At 46.6% G+C, this 7,277-nt stretch carries 6 protein-coding genes; 5 read left to right on the top strand and 1 reads right to left on the bottom strand.

Annotated elements, in window-relative coordinates; genetic code table 11:
• The 4 genes from QUA80_RS21120 to QUA80_RS21105 all read left to right on the top strand — a co-directional run.
• The coding region (locus tag QUA80_RS21120) for a hypothetical protein (protein ID WP_333427046.1) at window positions 1-281 on the top strand (281 nt) is incomplete at its 5' end.
• Between the two features lie 325 nt (window positions 282-606).
• Window positions 607-2,103 carry a hypothetical protein gene (locus QUA80_RS21115; protein ID WP_333427045.1) on the top strand — a complete coding sequence of 499 codons (1,497 nt, stop codon included), beginning with the start codon at window positions 607-609 and terminating at the stop codon, window positions 2,101-2,103.
• 75 nt (window positions 2,104-2,178) lie between these two features.
• Window positions 2,179-2,352: a hypothetical protein gene (locus tag QUA80_RS21110; protein WP_333427044.1), complete on the top strand. Its 174-nt coding sequence runs from the start codon at window positions 2,179-2,181 to the stop codon at window positions 2,350-2,352.
• Window positions 2,353-2,469: 117 nt separating this feature from the next.
• On the top strand, window positions 2,470-2,898 hold the full coding sequence (locus QUA80_RS21105; RefSeq protein ID WP_333427043.1) for a DUF4347 domain-containing protein: 429 nt from the start codon (window positions 2,470-2,472) through the stop codon (window positions 2,896-2,898).
• A gap of 456 nt (window positions 2,899-3,354) precedes the next feature.
• Here QUA80_RS21105 and QUA80_RS21100 read toward each other — a convergent pair whose 3' ends face one another.
• Window positions 3,355-3,552: a hypothetical protein gene (locus QUA80_RS21100; protein ID WP_333427042.1), complete on the bottom strand. Its 198-nt coding sequence runs from the start codon at window positions 3,550-3,552 to the stop codon at window positions 3,355-3,357.
• A gap of 124 nt (window positions 3,553-3,676) precedes the next feature.
• On the opposite strand from QUA80_RS21100, the gene QUA80_RS21095 reads away from it, so the two are divergent.
• A complete protein-coding gene (locus tag QUA80_RS21095; RefSeq protein ID WP_333427041.1) occupies window positions 3,677-7,015 on the top strand; it encodes a DUF4347 domain-containing protein in 3,339 nt (1,112 codons plus the stop codon).
• Window positions 7,016-7,277 lie beyond the last annotated feature (262 nt).

Raw genomic sequence — 7,277 nt, 5'->3', positions numbered from 1 at the left:
ATTGGTTTTCTCACAGGATGGTCTTGGATCTTACATTCTTTATCTCTAGCACATCTTTAGAAAAATGGTATAACAGTGGCAGAGCCCAACTCCCATGTGCTTCGGGTATCCACGCGCCCGGTACTGTAGCCGTATCCCACCCTCACGCTTGCGATCGCCCAATGGTGATGGCGAATGTTCATAAGTACGTTCTTTCAGAGTTTTGGCAAACGGTCTTGACTTTCCTGGTATGGTCACCAGCGAGGACAATTCGTTCTGACTGCGGGATTTGTGCGATGTAGAGATTCATTAACTTTTGTCGCTCGGGCCGAGTATCTTGTAGCGCTTCGTAGACGCTGGACCATTGGCGACGAAAGGGTATTGCATCGGCATTGTCACGATGTTAAAACTAAAACCGACTTGGAATTAATCAGGAAACATAACCTGGAACTCGTATCTTCAGGAAAGAAACCTTAAGCTGTGTCGGAAGAAGGGGAAGCCCTCAAATGACAAGAGTACACCCGAGTAGCCGTGTGCTAGGAAACTGGCAAGCACGGTTCCGAATGCGAGGCAGAAGATAGTAATATCTTCTCTCGACCCTACTTTATTTGCGACTAGGAAAATACCATGAACTTGCCTGTAATTATAGATATTATCATTGGTTTAGTATTTATCTACCTGACTTTAAGCTTGCTAGCTTCGGAAATTCAGGAACTGATTGCTACTGTTTTGCAGTGGCGGGCGGAACATTTAAAAAAGTCGATCGAAGTGCTGATTTCTGGCGGTAGCGAAGGCATGAAAGATCCGGTGCAAATTCAACGAGTCGGACAGTTGGCTAATTCGATTTATAGCAATCCGATTATCAAGGATTTAAATCAGGGAGCTAAAGGGATTTTAGCAGAGGGAGTCCGCTCTGTTACGCACCGCATGGGGCATTTTTACCGCCTAGTTACTGGCACTAAAAATGTTTTCGGCAATAAATCAAGCGGGCCATCGTATATTCCAGCAGAGTGTTTTTCTGCTAGCCTTTTGGATACTTTAAAAATTTATAGTTTGATGGGTTCGATCTCTAAAAGCCGATTAGAAAGATTTAAAAACTTACAGTTGGCACAAATTAAAGTGATTGGAGAGGGTCTGAATCTGCCGGAGTCTACTAAACCGATTATCGAGCAAGAATTAGGCTGGCTGACGGCGGAGTTTAATCGAGTGGTTGAAGATTATAAAAACGATTTAGGAACTTTGAACAACAGCTTGGATAGGATGTCGGAAAAGTTAGGATTTTATATTAAGGATTCTCAGGTTTACCTGCCGGAAACCGAGCTAGGAGGTAGAGAATTTCAGAGGCAGATGGCATTTGTCAAGGCTACTTTTGATAGCAAAGTTGAACGCGAGGCGCTGCGATCGCAACTGCAACCGAGTTTGAGCAATCTGTTAAATACTGTTAGGAAAGTTAGGACAAGTCAGGATACGATAGCACAAATTAGGGACGAGCAAGAGGACAGTCCGATTTACCAACAAATTCAAGCAACCTTAGACAATATGCCAGAATCTTTGAAACGCAGCCTTTTTATTTTAGCGCAGCGCGCTGAAAAAGGCGGCGGAGATACTCAAGAGCAGTTGCAGCGGTTTCAGCAAGAAATTGAAATTTGGTTTGACCAATCGATGCAGCGTGCTTCTGGCGTTTACAAGCGGAATTCCCGAGGGGTAGCGATTTTGCTCGGAACTGCGATCGCTGTCGCTGCTAATGCTGATAGCATTAATATTATTAATCGGTTGTCTAAGGATTCGATGCTGCGATCGACTGTTAATTTGTACGCTCAGCAGTTGGTGGAAAAAAATGCTAATGCTAAATTAGATAATTTAACAAGTCTGAGAAAAGTTCAAAAAGATGTAGATCTAGCTTTGGATAATGTAGCTTTGCCTTTTGGATGGAGCGAACCGAACAGGTTAAAAATAGATGCGCGGGGCAATTTATTGTTGCCGGCTTTGATCGCAAAATTGTTTGGTTGGATATTGAGCGGCATAGCTATTTCTATGGGGTCTGGTTTTTGGTTCGATGCGCTCAACAAGGTTATTAATATTCGCAATGCAGGTAAGAAACCGCCATCTTCCACAGAATCTTGATCTGTGCTGTTTCCCCGCCAATCAACTAACTGTCATACCATTTTAGATTTTATTTTTTAGATTAAAGAATTGGCAGTGACTGATAAATATCGAGGTTTGAAGCACTCGCCTACAGTTGGATGCTTTTTTGAAAGTGGTGTCACGGATAGGATAGAGGATCGCTCGGTAATTGCGGGTGTGTCGGTAGTAGGGGAAAACACGCAGAATATAAAATCCGTGCGATCGCGGATGGCAGTGCAGCCAAAATAGGCCAAACTGATAGGTAGGTTCAATAAGAATTAGCGAAATAAACAAGGTCAACGGCAGTTTATGAGGAGCTGACTTCAGGGGTGTATCTACCACTAAACACCCTTTGGAGGACAGAATATGTTCGCTTCTATGACTCTAACCAATCCCGCCTCGGAATACCGCAATTTTCCATCCAAAAGCTTTGTATTGAATGACTCCAGTCTCCATGAGAGTGGATATTTTGTCTCGCAGATTTTGGCTGGTGAAGAAGTAATTTTAGTCAACTCCAACTCTCAAGGCATCCAGCAAATTACCTCGGCACTTCAAACATATGCCTCTATCCTGAGAGAGATTGACAAAGTTTGCACAATTTCTAACACTAGGTCGGGAAAAGGGCAATTAGGCTCTGTTATCCTCAGTTCAGATTATCTCGAACCATACAAAAGTCAATTGCCACAATGGCACAGTTCCCTGAATAAAAAAAGCGGACTTGGTTCCTGTTATGCCGATCGAAATAGTGACACACTCGGCAACGGCTGCGGGCGCGATCGACTGTTTGGTAATTAAGGAGACCGATTCAATTGAGGGTGTATAGCGTGCTGAGGGAGACTGGTCTGAATCCAATTGTCATGAGGGGACGCAGGGGCGATTCAAGTCAACGATTTGATTTGACTCAATCTGCAATCAGATTGACTCCCGCTGAAGAATTCTAATCACGTTTGTAGTGACGATAGCCGTCCTCAAAGTGCCTGCGCCAGCCTAGAAAAAACGTGGTTCCCAGCGATTAATCCCCTCTTAATATCAGACAATTTTGAGTCTTAGTCAATGCGACCAAACCCACTGGCATCAGTATTTTTGTATGTATAAAATATTGATTTTTCCAAGCAGATATAATTCTTATTAATGTGTATAACTCTGTTGGCTATTAAATGAAATATAGGTAAGGCTACCGTAGTAGCGTGTGTGTATATGTAAAATATCACATTCAAATGAAAACGACTAAATATAATTTAAAATTGTTACTTATGGGGAATGACCTCCAGGATTTCCTAATTTGAAATCAGGGCTACCGTCAGAGCCAAAAAAAGCTGAAAAGCTGCGGAAGATAGAATCAGGATTTATGAGAATATTTCCGGTAAATTTTGTGCTATATTCCCAGCGGTAGCCGTAAAAAAAATCCGTCTCTACCAGCAACAACAGGTAAATCAGGATAAAAACCATATTAAAAAAATCTTTTTTTAATGTTGCACGTTTTGCAAATAGGGTGGTAAGATATAATCAAATAAACCTGATGAGATTACTCCGGGGTGTATCTACCAGTAATGCCCTTAATGGAGTATCCAATATGACTTCTACGTTCGCTCAAGTTAACTCACAATCTTCTTTTGAAAAATTGCCGCTGCGCTCCTTAGTCTTCATTGACTCCGGCGTGGAAGATTACGAGTCAATTGCAGCGGGAGTGCTGCCGGGACAGCAGGTAGTAATACTCGATAGCGCCAAAAACGGCATCGAACAAATCACCTCTGAAATTGAAAAATACGCCTCTACTAAGGGGGCGATAGACTCGGTTCACATTATTTCTCACGGTAATTCTGGCAGCCTACAACTCGGCAATACTGCTCTAGGTTCAGATAACATAGAGCAATACAAAAGCCAGTTAGAAAAGTGGCAAACTTCACTAGCCCCACAAGCAGATATCATGCTGTACGGCTGCGATGTAGCCTCCGGTACAGGTGTTAATTTCGTCGATCGCTTCAGTCAATTAACCGGGGCTGACGTTGCCGCCTCCACCAACATAACCGGCAGCGACGGCGACTGGAATTTAGAATTTGCTAAGGGCCAAATTGAATCTTCCTTAGCGTTGCAAGCCGAGGCTATGGCAAGTTACGAAGGAAATTTAGCTACTATCGTAGTAACCAACAATAGCGATAGCGGCCCCGGTTCATTAAGGGCTGCGATCGCCAGCGCTGTTGCCGGCGATACAATTACCTTCGCTCCAGGTTTAGCCAGCCAAACTATTACCCTCACCAGCGGCCAACTCGATATTCCCGCTGGCAAAAATATCACCGTTGACGGTGCCGCTGCACCCGGTTTAACCATCAGTGGCAACAACGCATCCCGCGCCTTTTTTGTCAATGCCAACGTTGATATCGCCACCAGCTTTGCGGTCAAAAACCTCGCTATTGTTAACGGCAAAACGGCTGATAACGGGGGTGCGATCGGTACAACTGACGAAGTAGCGATGACCGTAGAAAACGTTCAGTTTACCAACAACGTTGCTGATAAAGGTGGCGGTGCAATCTTCAGCGGCTGGAACAACACCCTGACCGTGACTGGCAGTAAATTCACGGGAAATATCGCGACTGCAACTAACGATGAACGCGGCGCTGGCGGTATTGCTTTTGTAAGTAATAAAAACCTCACCGTTGTTAACAGCGATTTCACCAATAACTTAGGAATTAATGGTGGGGCAATTAACAGCCTAAACGGCAAGTTAACAGTTGAAAACTCGCGATTCATCGGCAACGATACCACCGCAGGCCAGTTCGCCCCAAACGATCCCAACGGCAATTCTTTTTTAAGGGGTTTCGGCGGGGCAATTTACACAGACCGCGCCAGTTCTACTGACGAGCCTTCCGGCACAATTAAAATCAGCAAAAGCGTATTCCAAAACAACAAAGGCCGGGGGGAAGGCGGAGCAGCTTACCTGTACACCGGCACCCAAGACAGCGTAACTGTTGAAGACAGTACATTCTCTGACAACGAAATTCTACCGCTTCCCAATAGCGGTAAGGATGGAATTGGAGGTGGCTTGGTGCAAATGAACAACGGCGCTAACCAGGGATTTACCATCTCCAACACCACATTTTCTGGCAACAAAGCCGCCAGTCAAGGCGGCGGCATTTGGGTCAAAGATGCGACTACCACGATTACTAACAGCACCTTTTCTGGCAACTCTGTTCCTACTACTGCTCTTGATGGCTTTGGCAATATCGGGGGTGCAATGGCTGTTTTTGGCCCTACAACTATTGTCAACACCACGATTGCCGACAATTACGCCGGCTGGGTGGCCGGAGGCATCATGGCTGGGGATACAAATCCTGTTACCGTCAAGAACACGATTTTTTCTAACAATACGGCCGGCAACGGAGGAAACACTTGGGAAATTCAGCAGCACACCAACAGGCCGTTAACCGATCGAGGAGGCAATTTTCAGTGGCCTATCAAAAACGATGACAACGCAACGGCAAGTATTACGATCGCAGACCCCTTACTCGGCCCTTTGCAAAACATCAACGGCGCTTTAGTCAGGCCCCTGCTGACAGGAAGTCCGGCCATTGATACAGGGATTGATACCGATGCACCCGCTACGGATCAGCGCGGCGGAACTCGCCCTCAAGATGGCGACAGCATTCCAGGTGCGATCGTGGACAGCGGATCTTTTGAATTCGGAGGTACCGTCGTCCCCACACCAACGCCGACGCCTGCGCCGACACCAACTCCCACACCGACGCCTGCGCCGACTCCGACGCCTGCGCCGACTCCAACTCCCACACCGACGCCCGCGCCGACTCCGACGCCCGCGCCGACTCCAACTCCCACACCGACGCCCGCGCCGACTCCGACGCCCGCGCCCACTCCAACTCCCACACCGACGCCTGCGCCGACTCCGACGCCCGCGCCCACTCCAACTCCCACACCGCCCTTGGATGCTGGCCTGCTGGATGACCTCAACGCCCCGCAACTCGACCCTGCCACCATCACCCCCAACCCCGTCCAACAAACTCTCAACGGCGGTGAAGGTCCCGATTTCATCATGGGCGGCGGCATCAACGAGTCAATTAACGGACTTGCCGGTAACGACACTCTTTACGGCATGGGCGGCAATGACAACATTGACGGCGGTGTCGATAACGACTCACTCTTCGGCAATGAAGGCAGCGATTTCATCACTGGTGGCGCTGGCAACGATACCATCTACGGCGGCAAAGATGATGACACTGTTGTTGGCGCTGATGGCAGCGATTTTGTCAGGGGAGATCTCGGCAAAGATACAGTTGCCGGCGGCCTGGGCAGCGACACCATTTTTGGCGGCAAAGATGACGATATCTTGTTGGGTGAAGATGGCGACGACTACATTTTAGGCAACTTAGGAAATGACACCTTTAATGCTGGAAACGGCAACGATATTGCGTTTGGAAATGAAGGTGCAGACCTGATTTTCGGCTTATTGGGAAATGACACGCTTTACGGGGGCAAAGAAAACGACAGTCTCGATGGCGGTGAGGGCAACGACTTGCTGTTCGGCGGCAATGAAAACGATGTACTCTGCGGTGACACCGGCAACGATACCATGTACGGTGGCAAAGGCAATGATATTTTCAGCGGCGGTGCTGGTAGCGATTTCCTTAGTGGCGATGTTGGGGATGATACTTTGACAGGCGGTTCGGGAAATGATGTATTTTTCCTAAATCAAAGTTTGGGTAGCGACATCATTACTGATTTCCGTAAGGGAGAGGATTTAATTGGGTTGAATCCTGGTTTGAGTTTCAATCAACTCAGTATTACTTCTAGCAACAATCAAACTTTGATTAGCGTGACGGCTAGCAATCAATTGTTAGCTAAGCTTAACGGTGCGCCCGTTAATCTCACCGCTAGCGATTTCACTCAGGTAACAATTTAATTGCTGTTTGTGCTGCATTTTGAATTGCAATAAGTTGTGTGCGGGCAGGGTTGCATCCTGCCCCGCCAGGTCAAAGCAAAGCATGATTGATAGCAATTTTGATTGATTGTTAGCAGTCAAAAGTGTTTGCAGTAATGACTTTAGTTCTTAGTGAAGATTAGCTTAGAGAGAGGACAAAAGTTGTTACTACAAACTTAATTACCGCCAGATCGATGATTTTATATAAACAGCGATCGCACTTAATTCGATTGCTGCATAGGTG

It is taken from the genome of Microcoleus sp. F4-D5 (assembly GCF_036704885.1).
Taxonomy (GTDB): Bacteria; Cyanobacteriota; Cyanobacteriia; order Cyanobacteriales; family Microcoleaceae; genus Microcoleus.
This window is presented reverse-complemented; position numbering and strand designations above follow the sequence as displayed.

Bases quoted from the DNA above. Each gene is read 5' to 3' on its own strand.
- QUA80_RS21115 (WP_333427045.1), top strand. From the start codon at position 607: ATGAACTTGCCTGTAATTATAGATATTATCATTGGTTTAGTATTTATC.
- QUA80_RS21105 (WP_333427043.1), top strand. From the start codon at position 2,470: ATGTTCGCTTCTATGACTCTAACCAATCCCGCCTCGGAATACCGCAAT.
- QUA80_RS21100 (WP_333427042.1), bottom strand. From the start codon at position 3,552: ATGGTTTTTATCCTGATTTACCTGTTGTTGCTGGTAGAGACGGATTTT.
- QUA80_RS21095 (WP_333427041.1), top strand. From the start codon at position 3,677: ATGACTTCTACGTTCGCTCAAGTTAACTCACAATCTTCTTTTGAAAAA.